The organism is Pseudomonas sp. SDO524_S393 (assembly GCF_054071875.1).
The window spans coordinates 61,633-80,294 of the sequence record NZ_JBSVVZ010000027.1; the positions used below are offsets into that span (position 1 = coordinate 61,633).

General features: G+C 60.8%; 16 protein-coding genes. 11 read left to right on the plus strand and 5 right to left on the minus strand.

Annotated features, from left to right (window positions below):
• The first annotated feature begins 126 nt into the window (after positions 1 to 126).
• Genes efeU through efeO (ACW9IB_RS14280) form a run of 4 tightly spaced genes read left to right on the plus strand, consistent with a single transcriptional unit; the run spans position 127 to position 4,341 of the window.
• A complete protein-coding gene (efeU, locus tag ACW9IB_RS14265) occupies positions 127 to 972 on the plus strand; it encodes an iron uptake transporter permease EfeU (RefSeq protein ID WP_457414153.1) in 846 nt (281 codons plus the stop codon).
• Positions 973 to 982: 10 nt separating this feature from the next.
• Complete coding sequence (gene efeO / locus ACW9IB_RS14270; protein WP_457414154.1) at positions 983 to 2,185, plus strand: iron uptake system protein EfeO; 1,203 nt, start codon at positions 983 to 985, stop codon at positions 2,183 to 2,185.
• A 14-nt stretch (positions 2,186 to 2,199) separates the two neighbouring features.
• Positions 2,200 to 3,495, plus strand: a complete 1,296-nt coding sequence (gene efeB / locus ACW9IB_RS14275) for an iron uptake transporter deferrochelatase/peroxidase subunit (RefSeq protein WP_457414156.1) — start codon at positions 2,200 to 2,202, stop codon at positions 3,493 to 3,495.
• Positions 3,496 to 3,522: 27 nt separating this feature from the next.
• A complete protein-coding gene (gene efeO, locus ACW9IB_RS14280) occupies positions 3,523 to 4,341 on the plus strand; it encodes an iron uptake system protein EfeO (protein ID WP_457366274.1) in 819 nt (272 codons plus the stop codon).
• 47 nt (positions 4,342 to 4,388) lie between these two features.
• Here the strand turns inward: efeO (ACW9IB_RS14280) and pssA are convergent, their stop codons facing one another.
• The gene (gene pssA, locus ACW9IB_RS14285; RefSeq protein ID WP_457366275.1) at positions 4,389 to 5,732 is read right to left on the minus strand and encodes a CDP-diacylglycerol--serine O-phosphatidyltransferase; all 1,344 of its coding nucleotides are present in this window, start codon (positions 5,730 to 5,732) and stop codon (positions 4,389 to 4,391) included.
• Between the two features lie 124 nt (positions 5,733 to 5,856).
• Between pssA and ACW9IB_RS14290 the strand changes: the two genes are divergently transcribed.
• Positions 5,857 to 6,420, plus strand: coding sequence for a TetR/AcrR family transcriptional regulator (locus tag ACW9IB_RS14290; protein WP_457366303.1), 564 nt, complete (start codon positions 5,857 to 5,859; stop codon positions 6,418 to 6,420).
• Positions 6,421 to 6,476: 56 nt separating this feature from the next.
• Positions 6,477 to 6,956: a nuclear transport factor 2 family protein gene (locus ACW9IB_RS14295; protein WP_457366276.1), complete on the plus strand. Its 480-nt coding sequence runs from the start codon at positions 6,477 to 6,479 to the stop codon at positions 6,954 to 6,956.
• A gap of 316 nt (positions 6,957 to 7,272) precedes the next feature.
• Here ACW9IB_RS14295 and ACW9IB_RS14300 read toward each other — a convergent pair whose 3' ends face one another.
• Positions 7,273 to 8,430, minus strand: coding sequence for a PQQ-dependent sugar dehydrogenase (locus tag ACW9IB_RS14300; protein WP_457414157.1), 1,158 nt, complete (start codon positions 8,428 to 8,430; stop codon positions 7,273 to 7,275).
• Positions 8,431 to 8,452: 22 nt separating this feature from the next.
• Positions 8,453 to 8,767 (minus strand): hypothetical protein, encoded by a 315-nt coding sequence (locus tag ACW9IB_RS14305; protein WP_457414158.1) that lies wholly within the window; start codon positions 8,765 to 8,767, stop codon positions 8,453 to 8,455.
• Between the two features lie 187 nt (positions 8,768 to 8,954).
• Between ACW9IB_RS14305 and ku the strand changes: the two genes are divergently transcribed.
• Positions 8,955 to 9,788 (plus strand): non-homologous end joining protein Ku, encoded by an 834-nt coding sequence (ku, locus tag ACW9IB_RS14310; protein ID WP_457414159.1) that lies wholly within the window; start codon positions 8,955 to 8,957, stop codon positions 9,786 to 9,788.
• A 3-nt stretch (positions 9,789 to 9,791) separates the two neighbouring features.
• Positions 9,792 to 12,251 carry a DNA ligase D gene (ligD, locus tag ACW9IB_RS14315; protein WP_457414160.1) on the plus strand — a complete coding sequence of 820 codons (2,460 nt, stop codon included), beginning with the start codon at positions 9,792 to 9,794 and terminating at the stop codon, positions 12,249 to 12,251.
• Positions 12,252 to 12,269: 18 nt separating this feature from the next.
• Here the strand turns inward: ligD and lpxO are convergent, their stop codons facing one another.
• The gene (lpxO, locus tag ACW9IB_RS14320; RefSeq protein WP_457414162.1) at positions 12,270 to 13,169 is read right to left on the minus strand and encodes a lipid A hydroxylase LpxO; all 900 of its coding nucleotides are present in this window, start codon (positions 13,167 to 13,169) and stop codon (positions 12,270 to 12,272) included.
• Positions 13,170 to 13,429: 260 nt separating this feature from the next.
• Positions 13,430 to 14,746: a Wzz/FepE/Etk N-terminal domain-containing protein gene (locus ACW9IB_RS14325; RefSeq protein ID WP_457414163.1), complete on the minus strand. Its 1,317-nt coding sequence runs from the start codon at positions 14,744 to 14,746 to the stop codon at positions 13,430 to 13,432.
• A 266-nt stretch (positions 14,747 to 15,012) separates the two neighbouring features.
• Between ACW9IB_RS14325 and ACW9IB_RS14330 the strand changes: the two genes are divergently transcribed.
• The 3 genes from ACW9IB_RS14330 to ACW9IB_RS14340 all read left to right on the plus strand — a co-directional run bounded on the left by ACW9IB_RS14330 (position 15,013) and on the right by ACW9IB_RS14340 (position 18,594).
• Entirely contained in the window at positions 15,013 to 15,399 is a 387-nt protein-coding gene (locus ACW9IB_RS14330) for a TIGR03067 domain-containing protein (protein ID WP_457366283.1), read from the plus strand.
• A gap of 228 nt (positions 15,400 to 15,627) precedes the next feature.
• Positions 15,628 to 16,866 (plus strand): MFS transporter, encoded by a 1,239-nt coding sequence (locus ACW9IB_RS14335; RefSeq protein ID WP_457414164.1) that lies wholly within the window; start codon positions 15,628 to 15,630, stop codon positions 16,864 to 16,866.
• Positions 16,867 to 17,007: 141 nt separating this feature from the next.
• Positions 17,008 to 18,594 carry an ABC-F family ATPase gene (locus tag ACW9IB_RS14340; RefSeq protein ID WP_457366285.1) on the plus strand — a complete coding sequence of 529 codons (1,587 nt, stop codon included), beginning with the start codon at positions 17,008 to 17,010 and terminating at the stop codon, positions 18,592 to 18,594.
• Positions 18,595 to 18,662: the final 68 nt, after the last annotated feature.

Sequence of the window (18,662 nt, forward strand, 5' to 3'; positions counted from 1 at the left end):
GCCCCCGTACGCAGGCCTCGAGAACACCGTTCAGCCAGGGTTCAGCAAAGGTCAAGATTGCTTGTTTAGTAATGAGTATCATTATGTTACAAATTAGCACCCTATCTAGTTATGCTGCGGTGCCGAATGCTTGTTCCTTTTCTCATCATGCTGCGCGAAGGCATTGAAGCCGCGTTGATCGTCGGCATCATTGCCAGTTACTTGCAGCAAACCGGACGCGGCCAGTGGATGCCCGCCGTGTGGATCGGTGTGTTTCTCGCCGCTGCCCTGGCCCTGCTGGTGGGCGGCGGCCTGGAACTGGTCAGCGCCGAATTCCCGCAAAAGCAGCAAGAGCTGTTCGAAGGCGTGGTCGGCCTGGTCGCCGTAGGCATCCTCAGTTCCATGGTGTTCTGGATGCGCAAAGTGGCGCGTTCCATCAAGCATGCCCTGCATGAATCCCTCGACCATGCGCTGGCCGGTTCCAAGCACCAGGTCACCGCGCTGATTCTCATGGTGTTTTTCGCGGTGGCCCGAGAAGGCCTGGAAACCGTGTTTTTCCTGCTGGCGGTGTTCCAGCAGAGCGAAGGCCCGGGCGCACCGATTGGCGCCCTGCTCGGCCTGATCCTGGCGATTGTCGTGGGCTTTCTGATCTACACCGGCAGCATGCGTCTGAACCTTGGCGCGTTTTTCCGCTGGACGGGTTTGTTCATTCTGGTGGTGGCCGCCGGCATTCTCGCCAACTCGGTGCAGGCGTTGCACGAGGCCGGTCTCTGGAACCACTGGCAGACCGTGCTGTTCGACTTCAGCGCCGTGCTGCCCATGGACAGCCCGCTGGGCTCGGTATTGGCCGGCATGTTCGGTTACCAGGAAGCGCCCACCGTAAGCACCTTGGGTGCCTACCTGATTTACCTGGTGGTGGCTCTGGTGATGTTCTTCCTGCCGGCAGCCCCGGCCAAGCCCGTCGCCAAACCTTCTTCCGTTTCCAGCCAGTAAGGACCGTCTCTTGTCCAACCCAACCCCTCAACCGGCCTCCCCGCCCCGCGCACTGCGCTGGGCACTGGCCGGCTCGGTGGTCGTGATGATCGCCGCCGGTGGCTTGTTCTACTACGCCTCGCAACTGGCCGCTGCCAAGCGCCAGACCAACCACAATGAAATCGCCGTGACCATCCACGGCCATGCGTGCGAGCCCAACGCACTGACGGTGCCTGCCGGTCGCGCCAGCTTTCGCATCATCAACCGTTCGGACCGCGCCGTGGAGTGGGAAATCCTCGACGGCGTGCTGGTGATCGAGGAGCGCGAAAACATCGCCCCCGGCCTGAGTCAGGTGATCAACGCCAACCTGTTGCCCGGCGACTACGCCATCACCTGCGGCTTGTTGAGCAACCCGCGCGGCACCCTGCATGTCACCCCCACCGCCGAGTCTGACGCCCAGGCCAAGGCCAAGCCGTCGATGGTGGCGTTTATCGGGCCGCTGTCGGAGTTTCGTGTGTACCTGAGCAGCCAGGGCAGCGCGTTGATCAAAGCCGTGACCGCCCTGCAGCAGGCCATCGATGCCGGCGACCTCACCCAGGCCCAGGCGCTTTACGTGCCGGCGCGCGAAGCCTATGGGCGACTGGCCCCGGCATCCCAGCGCCTGGCGGAGCTGGACAACGCTATCAACGCCCGTGCCGACTATTTCGAAAAACGCGAGCAGGACCCCGCTTTCAGCGGCTTCCATCGCCTGGAGTTCGGACTGTTCCAACAACGCAGCCTCGATGGCCTGGCGCCCGTGGCTCAACGTCTGCTGACCGATGTCACTACCCTCAAGCAACAGCTGCTGGCGCAGTCCCTGCCGCCCGAGCAATTGGTGAGCATCGTGGTGCGCAACCTCAATAGCCTGGCGGATGTACGCGCGGTCAGTGGCGAAGAAGAGCGCTACAGCCACATTGACCTCGATGGTTTTGCCGCCAACCTGGAGGCCGCGCACAAGGTCGTCGACCTGATGCGTCCGCTGTTGACCAAGTCTGCCGCCGACCTGTTGCCGAAGATCGACAACGCCCTCGCCGCCTTCGATGCCGAGTTGCAGGGCCACAAGGTGAACGGGCAATACCCAGGCTACGACAGTATCAACGCCGATCAGCGCAAGCCGATCGCCGACAAGGCCAAGGCTCTGGCCGCTGCACTCGATGGAATCGACCCCGCCCTTGGCCTTTCCGGCCTGCAGTGAAGACGACCGCACACATGAGTGATTCAGAACCAAACGATTTCAATGCCCAACGTCGTCGCGTACTCCTGGGCATGGCCGCTACCGGTGCAGCTATCGCCGGCAGCAGCCTGACCTGCCCGGCAATGGCCGCCGCGGCCGAGCAAGTGACCACCGCACCGCGCAGCGACAAGACCCAGGACCATCATGAATTCTTCGGCAAGCACCAGACCGGGATCGTCACACCGCGCCCGGCCTGCGGCATGATCGTCGCCTTCGACGTGCTGGCCAGCGACCGCGAGGACCTGGAGCGCCTGTTCCGTACGTTGAACGAGCGCATCCGCTTCCTGATGACCGGCGGCACCGTGCCCCAGGTCGACCCGAAATTGCCGCCGACCGACTCCGGGATCCTCGGTCCGGTGGTCGCGCCGGACAACCTGACCATCACCGTGTCCGTGGGCGAATCGCTGTTCGACGAACGCTTCGGCCTGTCCAACGCCAAACCCAAGCGCCTGAGCCGCATGGTGGGCTTCCCCAACGATGCATTGGAAGCGGCGCAGTGCCATGGCGACCTGAGCCTGCAATTCAGTTCCAACACCCCGGACACCAACATTCACGCCCTGCGCGACATCGTGAAGAACCTGCCCGACCTGCTGCTGGTGCGCTGGAAGCAGGAAGGCAGCGTGCCGCCCCAGGCGCCCGCAAAACCTGGCGAACCGGCGCAGAGCGCGCGCAATTTTCTGGGTTTCCGTGATGGTTCGGCCAACCCGAATTCAAACGACGACAAGGCCATGGACCAGATCGTCTGGGTGCAGCCCGACAGCGACGAGCCGGCCTGGGCGACCCATGGCAGCTATCAGGCGGTGCGCATCATCCGCAACTTCGTCGAGCGCTGGGACCGCACCCCTCTGCAAGAGCAGGAAAGCATCATTGGCCGCGTGAAACCCTCGGGCGCGCCGATGGATGGCGACAAGGAAACCCAGGTCCCCGACTACAGCAAGGATCCGGAAGGCAAGTTGACCAAGCTCGATGCCCATATCCGCCTGGCCAACCCGCGTACCCCGCAGACCCAGGCCAACCTGATTCTGCGCCGGCCGTTCAATTACTCCAACGGCGTCAACAAAAACGGTCAGCTGGACATGGGGCTGTTGTTCATCTGCTACCAGGCTGACCTGGAGAAAGGTTTTATCAGCGTGCAAACGCGGCTCAACGGCGAGCCCCTGGAGGAGTACCTCAAGCCGGTCGGCGGCGGGTATTTCTTCACCTTGCCGGGGGTCACAGGCGCCGGGGATTTCCTCGGGCGCACGCTGCTCACTGCAACTGCCCACACCTAAAACACACCCCAGAGCGGATACCGTCCCATGAAGAAGTCGACTCTCGCGTTGTCGTTGTTAATGACCCTCTCGCCACTGGCAGCCTTCGCCGCCACGGCGCCGTTGGACCTGGTAGGCCCGGTGTCGGACTACAAGATCTACGTCACCGAAGAGATCGGTGAGCTGGTCACCCAGACCCAGGCATTCACCGACGCCATCAACAAAGGCGATCTGGCCACCGCCAAAAAACTCTATGCGCCGACCCGCGTGCATTACGAGTCCATCGAGCCGATCGCCGAGCTGTTCAGCGACCTCGATGCGTCCATCGACTCGCGCGTTGACGACCACGAAAAAGGCGTGACCGCCGAAGACTTCACCGGCTTCCACCGCATTGAGTACGCGCTGTTCTCGCAGAACTCGACCAAGGGCCTGGAAACACTGACGGCCAAGCTCAACACCGACGTCAACGACCTCAAGACCCGTGTCGACGGCCTGACCTTCCCGCCCGAGAAAGTCGTGGGCGGCGCCGCTGCCCTGCTGGAAGAAGTCGCTGCCACCAAGATCTCCGGTGAAGAAGACCGCTACAGCCACACCGACCTGTATGACTTCCAGGGCAACATCGACGGCGCGAAGAAAATCGTCGACCTGTTCCGTGGCCAGATCGAGAAGCAGGACAAGGCGTTCCTGACCAAGGTCGACAAGAACTTCGCCACCGTGGACAAGATCCTGGCCAAGTACAAGACCAAGGACGGTGGTTTCGAAACCTACGACAAGGTCAAGGAAAACGACCGCAAGGCCCTGGTGGGTCCGGTGAACACCCTGGCCGAAGACCTGTCCACCCTGCGTGGCAAGCTGGGCTTGAACTAAGCCCTTTTTGATCGTACCCACTGCGCGGGTACGATCAAAAACCCACCTTACAAAATCCGATACAGCAGCCGCTCGATCCGCACACGGCTGACCCGCCGCAAAAACTTGCCCACGGCCGCCGGGTAATCCGCCAGGGTCTGCAACTGCTGAAAGCCCTGGATACGGGTGGTGTGCTGGAAAATCTGCGCCAGCTCGGTCCGCCTCGGCTCCAGCCATTCACCTTGCGGATCGTCCACCAGCAGCGCATTTTCCAGATCGAGGCGAAATGCACGAGGGTTGAGATTGTTGCCGGTGAGCAAGGTGTAGCGCTGGTCGATCCACATGCCCTTGAGGTGGTACGTGTTGTCGCCGTCGCGCCACAGGTGCAGGTTCAGTTGGCCACTGTCGATGACCGGCTGGTGGCGCTTGGCAAACCGCCGCAGGCTGATTTCATAGAGGTACGGCAACGCCGCAATCACCTTGAACGGTTCACTGGGCGGAATGTAGAAGTCGTTGGCAGTCTTGTCGCCGACGATAATGTCGATCTTCACCCCGCGGGCCAAGGCACGGTTGATTTCACGGGTCACCGGCAGCGGCAGGTTGAAGTACGGCGTACAGATCGTCAGTTGGTGCTGGGCACTGGCGATCAGTTCGAGGACCACCCGGTTCAAGGGGTTGTTCTTGCCGACTCCAAGCAATGGGCTGACCGACAGGTTGCCGTTTGGCAGGTGACCCGCCGTGGTGTCGTAGGCCGCGTGTTTCAGGCGGCTGCGCAAGTCACCGATGTCGTTGCGCAAGCTGCGGGTGGTGGGCGGGTTGGGCAGGTCCAGGCGATTGACCGCCTTCGACGCCACAAGTCCGTGCTCAACCAGATGCTGCATCGAGTCCGCCAGCGCCTTGTTGTGGATCAGGTGGTAACGGTCGAAGCGGTATTTGTCGAATTTGTGCAAGTACACATTGTTCAGGCTGGCACCGCTGTAGAGCACGCTGTCATCGATTACGAAACCCTTGAGATGCAGCACGCCGAACAATTCCCGGGTTTGCACCGGCACGCCATACACAGGCACTTCGCTGGCGTGGCTCCGGGTCATCGACTGATACCAGGCGCTGTTTCCCGGCTGCTTGCCGGCACCGATCAGACCGCGCTGGGCACGCAACCAGTCGACCACCACCACGATATCCAGCTCCGGGCGTGCGGCTTTGGCGGCGTGCAGGGCGTCGTAGATCTCCTGCCCCGCTTCGTCCTGCTGCAAATACAGCGCGACGATATAGATGCGCCGTGTGGCCTGAGGGATTTTTTCCAGCAGGCAACGACGAAAGGCATCGGCGCCGGACAGTACGTCGATGGCATCGGAGGACAGCGGGAAACCACGCAGTTTGGGCAACAGAGAACGTTTGAAGAACGACGGCATAGGGCTCGCAATGGGTCGAATCCGAAGAGGCTCCGAGCTTACACCATAGGGTGGCGCAGGTCTCGCCGCCGGGCATGGAAAAAATTCATTGACCAAGAAGAACGATCATTCTACTTTAATGACCATGAACGATATTATCAGCAATGAAACCCGCGACATCATTCTCGACGTCACTGAAAAGTTGATCTACCGCCATGGCATTGCCGCCACCGGCATGGACTTCCTGGTGAAAACCGCCGGTGTCTCGAGAAAAAGTATCTACCGCTACTTCGCCAACAAGGACGAGTTGGTCATCGCCGCGTTGCAGCGCCGTGATGAACGCTGGATGCAGTGGTTACGCACGGAAGTGGAGCGTAGCGAAGGCACGGGCGAACGCCTGCTGGCGCTGTTTACCGCGCTCAAGGCCTGGTTTGGTTCAACTGACTTTCGCGGCTGCGCCTTCATCAACACCAGCGGCGAAACCGGCGACCCGCAGGACCCGGTGCGCGTGCTGGCCAAGGCCCATAAACAGAAACTGTTCGAGTACGCACTCGAACTGTGTCAAGCACATGGCACCCCCGATCCCGAACGGCAGGCCGCGCAACTGCTGATCCTGATCGATGGCGCCATTACCGTTGCCCTGGTCATGGGTGATTCAACAGCAGCTGATAACGCGCAATGTATGGCGAGAACTTTATTGGGGCTGTGAACGCGCACGCCTCGCAACTTTCGATCACACCTTAGTTGTTTTCAGGAGCCACAAACATGTCCACCAATACCGAAGTACGCCCACCGCTCCCCCCCTTCACCCGCGAGTCGGCCATCGAAAAGATTCGCCTGGCCGAAGACGGTTGGAACTCCCGTGACCCGCAACGTGTTTCCCTGGCTTACACCCTGGACACAAAGTGGCGTAACCGCGCCGAGTTCGCGCACAACCGTGAAGAAGCCAAGGGTTTTCTGACCCGTAAATGGGCCAAGGAGCTGGACTATCGGTTGATCAAGGAACTGTGGGCGTTTACCGACAACCGTATCGCCGTGCGTTACGCCTATGAATGGCACGACGACTCCGGCAACTGGTTCCGCTCCTACGGCAATGAGAACTGGGAGTTCGACGAAAACGGCCTGATGGCCAACCGTTTTGCCTGCATCAACGATATGCCGATCAAGGAAAGCGAGCGCAAGTTCCACTGGCCCCTGGGCCGGCGTCCGGATGATCATCCGGGGTTATCCGACTTGGGCTTGTAAGCCGTCTGCGGGCGCCCGTTCTGTGCAGAACACCAGGAAGAGCAGGACTATTTTGTAGTGAGCAGGCTTGTCGAATCGTCGCACCGCCTGCACTGGGGCGCGAAGCGGACCCAGAACCTGACAATGCGATCTCTCTGGAAAACGCGGCGGCCCTGTTGGGGCTGCTGCGCAGCCCAGCGCGGGCGGTGCGACGATTCGACAAGCCCGCTCACCACCAAAAAGCCTGCTCGCCACAACAGCCCGATCAGCCCACCAAACTCCTCACCACAAATGCGCCCAGTGACAGCCTGACACACGCCAGCCGGGCGGCGACGATTCAGTCCTGATTCAAACCGACGCGATACAACACCCCGTCATCCTCGTCCGTCAGCACATACAGATACCCATCCGGTCCCTGCCTCACATCACGGATCCGTGCTTTCAAGTCGCCCAGCAAGCGTTCCTCATGAATCACCTTGTCGCCGTCGAACTGCAAGCGAATCAGCTCCTGGCTGGCCAACGCGCCAATGAACAGGTTGTGTTGCCAGGCCTTGAAGCGGTCGGCGTCATAGAACGCCATGCCACTGATGGCCGGTGATTTCTCCCAGACATGATGGGGAGGCACCGTGCCTTCGACCGTCTTGCCCTTGGCTTCTGGAATCGGCAGCAGGGAGTAGTTGATGCCGTGGGTCGCCAATGGCCAGCCATAGTTCTTGCCACGCTCGATGATGTTGATTTCATCGCCACCACGAGGCCCGTGCTCGTTTTCCCAGATCGTGCCGCTCCAGGGGTTCAGCGCCAGCCCTTGAGGGTTGCGCTGCCCGTAGGACCAGATCTCCGGCCGCACGCCCGATTGGCCCACGAACGGGTTGTCATCGGGCACGCGACCGTCCGGGAAGATCCGCACCACTTTGCCCTGCAGCTTATCCAGGTCCTGGGCGGTGGGCCGGTCGTTGTTCTCGCCCAGCGTCACAAACAGGTAGCCGTCACGGTCGAAGGCCAGGCGCGAGCCGAAGTGGTTGCCAGTCGACAATTTGGGCTCCTGACGCAGGATCACCTTGAAATCGGTCAGGCCGCTGAGGTCCGGTGCCAGCCGACCGCGCCCCACTGCGGTGCCTGCGGTACCGCCCTTGCCCCCGCCTTCGGCATAAGACAAGTACACCCATCGGTCCTGTTTGAAGTCCGGCGACAGCACCACATCCAGCAAACCGCCCTGCCCCTTGGCCCAGACTTCAGGCACGCCGCTCAACGGCGCGGACAGCTTGCCATCCGCGCTGACGAAGCGCAGGTGGCCCGGGCGTTCCGTCACCAGAAAGCCCTGTTTATCCGGCAGAAACGCGACAGCCCAGGGATGGTCCAGGCCTTTGACGACGGGTGTGGCGGTGATGCTGCCCTGCTCACTCGGAAATTGTTGGGTATCGGCGGCGCTAACCGCACCGAGCGGCAACCAGGCACTGGCAAACAAGGCAGCAAGAAGGGTTTTGCGTAGCAACATAAGACGAAATCCTTAACGGCGCTCAGGGCCGACGATTGCCGTTGGCGTCATAAGTCGGGGCTTTGGTTTCAGTGGCGGGACGGCTGGGCGCGGTGCCGCGCTGCGGGTAACGGTTGCCGATACCGCCGTTTTCCAGGGTCGGGGCACGTGGCGTGGGCCCGATCTGGATGCCACGGTTGGTCGGGTTATTGGGCTGGGTGCCCTGCATGCTGTTGGGGTTGGCGCGGTGAATGGCGCCGTCGTTCGATGTGCGGCCCGGCAACGTTTGCGCCTGGACGGTGGATGCCAGCGCCAGGCCCAGGGCCAGTAACGCAAGATGACGCACACAGCTGTTCATGACAAAGCCTCTCTCATCGGGCGAGTGGTACGTGCTTTCGATAACACGCTACGCCTTGGGTTCGGCTTTCGTAACTAAATAGTTTCTCATCAGGTGTAACACGATCTGTCCGCACATCCATCGACCGAAACTTTTCGCGGATGCGGCCAGTCACCAGAAGACCCTCTCTGCTTCAGGAGCTACCGCAATGCCACGCGCAATCTGGAAAGGCGCCATCAGTTTCGGCCTGGTTCATATCCCCGTCTCACTGGTGTCGGCCACGTCCAGCCAGGGTGTGGATTTCGACTGGCTGGACAAGCGCAGCATGGACCCGGTCGGCTACAAGCGTGTCAACAAGGCAACCGGCAAGGAAGTCACCAAGGACAATATCGTCAAGGGCGTTGCGTTCGAGAAAGGTCGTTATGTGGTGCTCAGCGAAGATGAAATCCGCTCGGCTCACCCCAAGTCGACCCAGACCATCGAAATCATTGCGTTTGTCGCCAGTGACCAAATCCCTTTGCAAAACATCGATACACCCTACTTTCTCGCCCCGGACAAACGCGGTGGCAAGGTCTATGCGCTGCTGCGCGAAACCCTGAAGAAATCACGCAAGGTCGCCCTGGCCAACGTGGTGCTGCACACCAAGCAACATCTGGCAGCGTTGATGCCCCTGGAATCCGCCCTGGTGCTGGTGATGCTGCGCTGGCCCGCTGAAGTACGCAGCCTGGATGAACTGGAACTGGGCAGCGATGTGACCAAACCCCAACTCGCCAAGGGCGAACTGGACATGGCCAAGCGCCTGGTGGACGACATGAGCGCGGACTGGCAACCCGACGATTACCGTGACAGTTTCCACGACAAGATCATGGCGCTGGTGGCGAAGAAAGCCAAGGCGGGCAAGATCGAAAACGTGGAAAGCAGTGAGGACAGCGAAGAACGCAAATCTGCGGATGTGATCGACCTGACCGAACTGCTCAAACGCAGCCTCGCCGGCAAGCCCGCCAAGAAGCCCGCGGCCAAGAAAGCCAAGAAGGCCTCATAAACCATGTCCAAGCCCTTGAGCGAATACCAGCGCAAACGTGACTTCAACGCCACCACCGAACCTGCCGGCAGCCCGCCCAAAGGTGGGCGCAAAACCTCGGCATTGAGTTTTGTGATCCAGAAGCACGACGCGCGCAACCTGCACTACGATTTCCGCCTGGAACTGGACGGCGTGCTTAAAAGCTGGGCGGTGCCCAAGGGCCCCAGCCTGGACCCCCAGCACAAGCGCCTGGCCGTGCAGGTGGAAGATCATCCGCTGGACTATGGCGGTTTCGAAGGCAGCATCCCCGCCGGGCACTATGGGGCGGGCGATGTGATTGTGTGGGATCGGGGCGTCTGGCAACCCCACGACGACCCTCACAAGGCTTACGCCGCCGGCAAACTCAAGTTCAGCCTGATCGGCGAAAAGCTGTCCGGCGACTGGGCGTTGGTGCGTACGCGCCTCAAAGGCAGCGGCGACAAGGAACAATGGCTGCTGATCAAAGAGCACGACCAGCAGGCACGCCCGGCGGCGGAATACGACATCGTCCAGGCCCAGCCACATAGCGTGCTCAGCGGTGCAAGCGTCGGCAAACCCAAGGCCTCGAGGCGGGCCAAAACCGTGCGTGCCCTGCCCGAGCACTTCACTCCGCAACTGGCCACCTTGGTGGACCACGCGCCCGAAGGCGAATGGCAATACGAAATCAAGTTCGATGGCTACCGCATGCTGGCGCGCATCCATGACGGCGAGGTGCGCCTGCTTACCCGCAACGGCCATGACTGGACCGAACGCCTGCCGCGCCAGGTCAAGGCCCTGCAGGCGCTCAAACTCAAGGACAGCTGGCTTGACGGCGAAGTGGTCAGCCTGAACGCCGACGGTATGCCGGATTTCCAGGCGTTGCAGAATGCCTTTGATATCGGGCGCAGCCTGGACATTGTGTTTTACCTGTTCGACGCCCCCTACCTCAATGGAGATGACCAACGCCAGACACCCGTGGAGGCCCGGCGTGCGGCGCTCAAGAGCACGCTGTCCAAGAGCCGCAGCAAGCTGTTGCGGTTTTCCGAAGCGTTCGCCGCCGCGCCCCGGGACATTCTGGAAAGCGCCTGCGGCATGGCCCTGGAGGGAGTGATCGGCAAGCGGCTGGGCAGTCCCTATGTGTCCGGGCGCAGTGCGGACTGGATCAAGCTCAAATGTCGGCTGCGCCAGGAGTTCGTCATCGTCGGCTACACCTTGCCCCAAGGCTCGCGCAGTGGTTTTGGCGCGCTGTTGCTGGCGGTGCACGACTCAGACGGCCTGGTCTATGCCGGCCGTGTGGGCACGGGGTTCGATCGGGCCTCACTCAAGCGCATCCATGGGCAGCTGACACCCCTTGAACGCAAGACCTCGCCGCTGGAACAACCGCTGACCGGCACCCAGAGCCGTGGCGTGCATTGGCTGACGCCCAGCCTGGTTGCGGAAGTGCAGTTTGCCGAATGGACTCGGGAGGGTGTGGTGCGCCAGGCAGCGTTCATCGGAATGCGCACCGACAAACCGGCCGCGCAGGTCGTTCGCGAGCAAGCTGCCCGGACCGGCACGGCCAAGGTTTCAAAGAACGCAGGCGGGGTGAATATCACCCACGCCGAGCGTGTGATCGATCGGCAAAGCGGCACGCAAAAACAGCAACTGGCGCAGTACTACAACAGCATCAGCCCGTGGATCCTGCCCTTTCTGCATCGTCGTCCGGTGTCGTTGCTTCGGGCCCCGGAAGGCATCGAGGGCGAACAATTCTTCCAGAAACACGCCGACCGCCTGGAGATTCCCCATATCAAGCAGTTGGACTCGGCCCTGGATCCTGGCCACGCGCGACTGCTGGAAATCGACAGTGCCGGTGCGCTGATCGGCGCCGTGCAGATGGGCACCGTCGAGCTGCATACCTGGGGCGCCACCTACGACAAGATCGAGACTCCCGATCTGTTTGTGCTCGACCTCGACCCGGACCCGGCACTGCCCTGGAAAACCATGCTCGAGGCTGCACAACTCACGCTATCGGTACTCGATGAGCTGGGGTTGGCGGCGTTTATCAAGACCAGCGGCGGCAAGGGTCTGCACCTGATCATTCCCTTGGCGCGACGCGACGACTGGGACACGGTCAAGGCCTTCGCCAAGGCCATCGCCCAGTTCATGACCCGGCAACTGCCCGAGCGCTTCACGGCGACTTCAGGGCCTGGAAACCGCGTGGGCAAGATATTCATCGACTACCTGCGCAATGCCCGGGGCGCGAGTACGGTGGTTGCGTACTCCGTGCGGGCCCGCCCGGGCCTGCCGATGTCGGTACCGATCAGCCGAGAGGAGTTGAAGTCGTTGCGCAGCGCCCAACAATGGAACATCGCCAACGTGCAGGAGCGCTTGCAGGGTTTGAAGCAGGACCCATGGGCGGGATACGCCCATCGGCAGAAGATCAGCCGGAAGATGTGGGACAAACTGGGCGCCCAACCTCCGGAATGAAGGGCGCCGGAATGAGCATCAGATCAGCACGAAAATCAGCGCCAATGCGCCAAAGATCGCCCATTTTTCCAGGTAGTAGCGTGCGCGGTTGCGCTTTTTCAGTTCCTTGCCCCGCAACCGGATCTTGTACAGACGGTTGAAGGCACGGTTCAACCCGCCGGTCTTGTCACCAGCATCGTTGGGCGAGCCGGCAGCAGCCATGACAGTGCGGCTGAACCAACGGTTGAACGCCGTGGCCCAACGGTACTTCATCGGCCGCTCGATATCGCAGAACAGGATGATACGGTTCTGCTGCGTGGTGTTTTCGGCATAGTGGATGAAGGTTTCATCGAACATCACCGGCTCACCGTCACGCCAGTAGTAGCTCTCACCATCCACGTTGATGTAGCAACCCGGATCGTTGGGCGTATCCAACCCCAAATGGTAGCGGTAGGAGCCGGCGTACGGGTCACGATGACGCACCAGCTTGGACCCCGGCGGCAGCTCGGCGAACATCGCCGCCTTGATCGAACCGATGCTCTGCACCAGTTCAGTGGTGCGTGGGCACAGCTTCATGGCCGAAGGGTGACTGTCGCCGTACCACTTCAGGTAGAAACGCTTCCAGCCCGACTTGAAGAACGAGTTGAAACCCACATCGTTGTACTGGTCCGAACGCTTGATCTCACCGGCACGCAGCAGGTTCTGGCCTTCCAGGCGAATTTCTTCCCAGTGCTCCTGCAACGGGCTCAGGTCCGGAAAGTCGCTGGGCGACAGATACGGGCGGCTGGGCAGTTTGGAGAACAGATAGAGGAAGCAGTTGACCGGTGCCAGGAACGTCGAGTGATCGCTGAGCTGGCGACCCAGCTTGTGTCGCACACGGCCACGCAAGTGCACATACGCGATGGAAGCAACGTAGAGAACAACAATGATCAGTTTCAAAGGATTTCGTCACACGTCAGGAGAAGACAGACTGCACCTGCGTGCCCACAACGGCCGAGGTTCTAGCAGCACCTGAAATCACAATTCATATACGGGCGGCACGACCGCTGGATGACCCTGCGGTTCATGACCATTACCGGATATTTAGCCACAGTTTGTAACCAAAGGTTAACTAAGAATTGTGAAAAGCTGTCCGCTGAGTGTGCTGGAGGGGTGAACGGGCCGTCTGCTCGACCGGCCCGTAGAAGTGACAACGTCGATCAGCGCGCCGAGACGAGGTAATTGCCTTGCAATGAAAGAGGCCGCTGCTCACGACGGGTGTGGATGAAGTGCGCGATCAGGGCAATCAACAGCCCCAGCGCCATGCCTGCTGCCAGGCTCAGTGCAATGATCAGGGCTTTGCGCGGCTTGATCGAGCTCAGCGGCTCCTGTGCCTGACGATCGACCGTCACCAATTTCAACGCGCTCATATCGATATTGAGCCCATTGAGGCGCGCCTCCTCCGCCCGCAGTGACTCGATACCCCGCAGGAAGATATCTTCGTCGGCGCGGTTTTTCAGCACCTCGACCTCACGGTTGGCATCCAGCAAGCGCAACTCCTTGCCGATCTCGGCGACGCGACCATTGGTGAAGTCATCATTGGTGCGATGCAACAACGCCTCACGCTCAGCCTCCAGGACCTCGGTGCCCATGAAATACAGCGGGATCTCCTGGTTGTTCACTTCAGTACGCATCACCTGCCCCGGGCCACGTACGGCATCCGCCGCCATTGTCGAAGGCGTTGTGGGCGTTTTGATGCCGATGGAGCGGGCAATTGAAATCGCCTCGGCCAGTTCTGCCAGGCGATTGGCGCGCTCCACCTTCATCTGGGCGCGCAGGGCCGTGAGTTCGTCCGCCAATTGCGCACGCTTGAGTTCGTCGGCCTCCAGCAATCTTGCGATCTTCGAGGTTTTTTCTGTCTCGTAATTGGCGCGAACTGCGCTGATCTTGCCCCTGAGTTCGCCGAGCCGGTTGTTGACGATGACCCTGAGATCCGCTTCTACCTGTGCTCGCTCGAGCTCGATCGCGTACTCGATAAAACCGTTGAGAATGGTTACCCCGTCGATGTCCTTGGGGTACTGCAATTGCAGACGAATATAGTCACTGAGTGAGTCGGCCCTGTTCGGGTCCAGGCGCGTCAAGGTGAATGCCGTACGGTTGAAGGCTTCGAAGCTCTGCTCCAGGCTTCGCCCGGGCTGCTGTACCGTTTCGAACAGCACAGGGTTGGCCCTGAAGAACCCGAGGCGGGCTTCGTAAGAGTCCAAACGCATGCCGACCTTGGCCAGGGCGTCTTCGGGTGGCAATTTGTAGACTTCGGAGCGATTGAGCGCATCCAGCTCGTTGATTGCCGCAGGCCGCAATACACTGCTGACCTGGTAGACACTCGGTGCAAGAAACGCGTAGCCCACTCCCAGAAGGCCACTCAGAATCATGCAGCCGATGATCCATTTCCGATGCTGCCAGATAGCGCTGAATAGTTCGAAGAGGTCGACTTCGTCCGAAGCCGCAGGTTGATGTAACGGGGGAGTGTTATTCAAAATTCATACACCCTGATGGGTTGAAATCCCGCGCTCGAAACACAAGCACGCATTGCAACCGGATAAACAAAGAGCAACGTCCGAGCCCAGGAATGATGAGTTTTCTTCCCGAGAAGTCGTTACGCGACGTTGCCAAGCGCGCAGGCAACATAACGCTAATTACCTGTCTGCAAAGGAAAAATTACAAAAATTAAAAAAATCAGGACTGTTCCTACTTCAAACTTCACCTCCATTAACATTTGGTCTTTCAACAAAAAGGAATTTGTATGTCATCCATTTCCGATCCGGATGTTCAGGCCCTCCAGGGCGTCTGGGAACAGACCGCACTCGAGGACAGTGGCGTGCTGAACCCGGTCGATGCCCACAGCGCTCCCGGCGCGCTGACGACCATTACAGATGATCGCTTCGAAGTGAAAACCCGCGACGGCGTGGTGTTATTGGCTGGCCGGTTTTTCCTGGACAGCCAGACCACGCCCAAGAGCATCACCTGGGTCGACGCCATGGGCGAGGATGCCGGCAAACGCCTGCCCGCCAGCTATAGCCTGGAAGGCGATGAATTCGTGTTCATCGCTGCGGATGAAAACCAGCCAAGGCCCACTGAGTTCAGCACCCGCCCAGGTCAGACCATGCGCACTTTCGTGCGACGCACCTGAACAGTGCATGCCGCAAACTTGCGACACGATTTTCACAAAGTCTTCACGTGTCGATCTATAGGGTAAAGCCTACCTACTCCAGTGAATCCCTTGCCCGCCTCTCCTCGCGGGCTTTTTTTGCCTGCTGGAAATGCCCTTCGGAGGTGGGCGTGAAACTTATCCGCAAGCCCGCCGGTCACTAGCCCAGTGAGCGTTCAGCCCCTGGATGCCTTTGTTCGAAGAACCGCCGTGGCCCATCCTCATGACCTGCGCAGCACCCTGTCCCTGGACAGCTTGAATTTCTTCCTGGCGGATGTACGCGACGGCCTCGGCCCGTACCTGGCGATTTATCTACTGGCGGTACACCAGTGGGACCCTGCCAGTATCGGCGTGGTCATGACCTTGGCCGGCGTCGCGGCCCTGATCGCCCAAGGCCCGGCGGGTGCGCTGATTGACCGAACCCGCAGCAAGCGCGCGGTGGTTGCGCTGGCCGCTGTTCTGGTGACTGTTAGTTGCGTGCTGCTGCCGTTCGTCAGCACGTTCAGCCTGGTGGCGCTGACCCAGGCCGCCAGTGCCATCGCGGCGTCGGTGTTCGCGCCGGCGATTTCGGCGATTTCCCTGGGGATCACCGGCCCCCGCGCATTCACCCGCCGCACCGGTCGCAATGAAACCTTCAACCACGCCGGCAATGCCGTGGCCGCATTGCTGGCGGGCGGGCTGGCCTATCTGTTCGGACCGGTGGTGGTGTTTTACCTGATGGCTTTCATGGCAGTGGCCAGCATCGTCGCGATCACTTGCGTGCCGGGCGCGGCCATCGACCACGAGGTGGCACGTGGCTTCGACCCGGCCCATGCCAGCGCTCACGAACAGCCTTCGGGCCTGCGGGTACTACTCGCCAATCGCCCGCTCCTGCTGTTCGCGATTTGCTGCGCACTGTTCCACCTGGCCAACGCGGCGATGCTGCCGCTGGTCAGCCAGAAGCTGGCACAGATCGATTTGCAGATGGCCACGCCACTGACATCGGCGTGCATCGTAGCCGCGCAACTGGTGATGGTGCCGATGGCGTGGCTGGTGGGCGTCAAGGCCGATGTATGGGGACGCAAGCCGTTACTGTTGGCCGGATTCCTGATCCTGCCCCTACGGGGTGTGCTGTATACCCTGTCCAGCGACCCTTACTGGCTGGTGGCCGTGCAAATGCTCGACGGCGTTGGCGCCGGTATTTTCGGTGCGTTGTTCCCCGTGGTCGTCAAGGACCTGACCCAGGGTACCGGGCGTTTCAACGTCAGCCTCGGCGCCCTGTCGACCGTATTCGGCCTGGGCGCGGCGCTGAGCAGCAGCCTGGCAGGATTCGCGGTGCAACAGGCCGGTTATGACACGGCCTTTTTGACCCTGGCCGGCGTGGCGACCGTGGCGCTGGCGCTGCTGTGGCTGGCCATGCCGGAGACTCGGGCCAACGCAACGTTCGCGTGCCATACAACTGTCGCCTGACATATGCGACAATGCGCGCCAAATTCCAACACACACCCCAATCTTCTGTTCAGCGACCGGGTTTCGCGCCTTGATGTCGCTGTTGATGCATGCCTGAAGGCTCCTGCCGCCATGCTCGCAACCCATTGATAGGTAAAGTAATTGATCTCCACAGCTAACATCACCATGCAGTTCGGCGCCAAGCCGCTCTTCGAGAACGTCTCGGTCAAGTTCGGCGCCGGTAACCGGTATGGTTTGATCGGTGCCAACGGTTGCGGCAAGTCGACCTTCATGAAAATTCTCGGTGGCGACCTCGAGCCGTCCGGCGGCCAGGTCATGCTCGAGCCGAATGTACGCCTGGGTAAACTGCGCCAGGACCAGTTCGCCTACGAAGAATTCACCGTGATCGACACCGTGATCATGGGTCACGAGGAGCTGTGGAAGGTCAAGGCCGAGCGCGACCGCATCTACTCGCTGCCGGAAATGAGCGAAGCCGACGGCATGGCCGTGGCGGAGCTGGAAACCGAATTCGCCGAAATGGACGGCTACACGGCCGAATCCCGTGCCGGTGAGCTGCTGCTGGGTCTGGGTATTCCGCTGGAACAGCATTTCGGCCCGATGTCCGAAGTCGCGCCAGGCTGGAAACTGCGTGTGTTGCTGGCCCAGGCACTGTTCTCCGATCCCGAAGTTCTGTTGCTCGACGAACCGACCAACCACCTGGACATCAACACTATCCGCTGGCTGGAGACCATTCTCACCCAGCGCAACAGCCTGATGATCATCATCTCCCACGACCGTCACTTCCTGAACAGCGTGTGCACCCACATGGCGGACCTGGACTACGGCGAGCTGCGCCTGTTCCCGGGCAACTACGACGAGTACATGACCGCAGCCACCCAGTCCCGCGAGCAACTGCTGTCGGACAACGCCAAGAAGAAAGCCCAGATCGCCGAACTGCAGACCTTCGTCAGCCGCTTCTCGGCCAACGCCTCCAAGGCCAAGCAGGCCACCTCCCGCGCCAAGCAGATCGACAAGATCCAGCTGGCCGAGGTCAAGCCATCGAGCCGTGTCAGCCCGTTCATCCGCTTCGAGCAGACCAAAAAGCTGCACCGCCAGGCAGTGACCATCGAGCGCATGTCCAAAGGCTTCGAAGGCAAGACCCTGTTCCAGAACTTCAGCTTCACCGTCGAAGCCGGCGAGCGCGTGGCGATCATCGGCCCGAACGGCATCGGCAAGACCACCCTGCTGCGCACCCTGGTGGGTGAACTGACCCCGGACGCCGGCAGCGTGAAGTGGACCGAAAGCGCAGAGCTTGGCTACTACGCCCAGGACCACGCCCACGACTTCGAAGACGACGTGAGCCTGTTCGACTGGATGGGCCAGTGGACCCAGGGCGAACAAGTCATCCGGGGCACCCTGGGCCGCATGCTGTTCTCCAACGACGAGATCCTCAAATCGGTCAAGGTCATCTCCGGGGGTGAGCAAGGCCGCATGCTGTTCGGCAAGCTGATCCTGCAAAAGCCGAACGTGCTGGTGATGGACGAACCGACCAACCACCTGGACATGGAATCCATCGAGGCGCTGAACCTGGCGCTGGAAAACTATCCGGGCACGCTGATCTTCGTCAGCCACGACCGTGAGTTCGTATCGTCCCTGGCCACTCGCATCATCGAGCTGAGCCCAAGCGGCGTGACCGATTTCAGCGGCACCTATGACGACTACCTGCGCAGCCAGGGCGTGGTGTTCTAAACACAGTTGTAGTGAGCAGGCTTGCCCTGCGCCGGGCTGCGCAGCGGCCCCAATAAAAAACACCGCGA